This window comes from Actinomadura napierensis (genome assembly GCF_039529375.1).
Lineage (GTDB): Bacteria > Actinomycetota > Actinomycetes > Streptosporangiales > Streptosporangiaceae > Spirillospora > Spirillospora napierensis.
In genome coordinates this window covers 1-904 of record NZ_BAAAMR010000278.1, presented here as the reverse complement: position 1 = coordinate 904, position 904 = coordinate 1, and the positions used below count along the sequence as shown (strand labels likewise).

Genomic DNA, 904 nt, shown 5'->3' with positions numbered 1-904 from the left:
TGTTCTAACCACAGAGGTTGCGAACACGGTCAGCCGATGATCTTGAAATGAGGGAGGGCCTCCGGGTTCGGTGTGGATTGCGACATCTGCACCGGCACTCAGGAGGCCCTCATGCCCCACCGTAACGCTCCGCTGACCGAGACCGGCAGGCTTCGACTGGCCCGCTGCGTGGTCGAGGACGGCTGGCCGCTGCGGCGGGCCGCCGAACGGTTCCAGGTCGCGACTTCGACCGCGCACCGCTGGGCCGGCCGCTACCGCGAGCTGGGCGAGGCGGGAATGGCCGACCGGTCCAGCCGCCCACATCACAGCCCGCACCGCACCCCGACCCGCCTGGAGCGACGCATCATCAAAGTGCGGGTGGCGCGCCGTTGGGGACCGGCCCGCATCGGCTACCCGCTGGGCGTCCATCCCTCCACGGTGCACCGCGTACTGTCCCGCTACCGCATGGCCCGCCTGAGGCACCTGGACCGCGCCACCGCACGTCCCGTCCGACGCTACGAGCATCCCGCGCCCGGCGACCTGGTCCACGTCGACATCAAAAAGCTCGGCAACATCCCCGACGGCGGCGGCCACAAGGCACACGGCCGCGCGGTCGGCCGCCGCCGCTCCTCAGCCCACCGCGACCCGACCCGCCCCCGCAAGACCTCCAACCACCCCAACCTGGGCTACGGCTACCTGCACAACGCCGTCGACGACCACTCCCGCCTGGCCTACACCGAAGTCCTCCCCGACGAGACCAAGGAAACCGCCACCGCGTTCTGGACCCGAGCCCACGCCTTCTTCACCACCGCCGGCATCACCGTGACCCGCGTCCTGACCGACAACGGCTCCTGCTACCGCTCCAGACTCTGGCGCGACACCCTGCACGCGGCCGGCATCACCCACAAACGCACCCGCCCCTACC

The 904-nt window shown here is 70.5% G+C and carries 1 protein-coding gene; it reads left to right on the top strand.

What is annotated here, in order from left to right:
* Nucleotides 1-111: 111 nt before the first annotated feature.
* On the top strand, nucleotides 112-904 hold a 793-nt coding region (locus ABD296_RS49420), incomplete at its 3' end, for an IS481 family transposase (protein ID WP_344285473.1).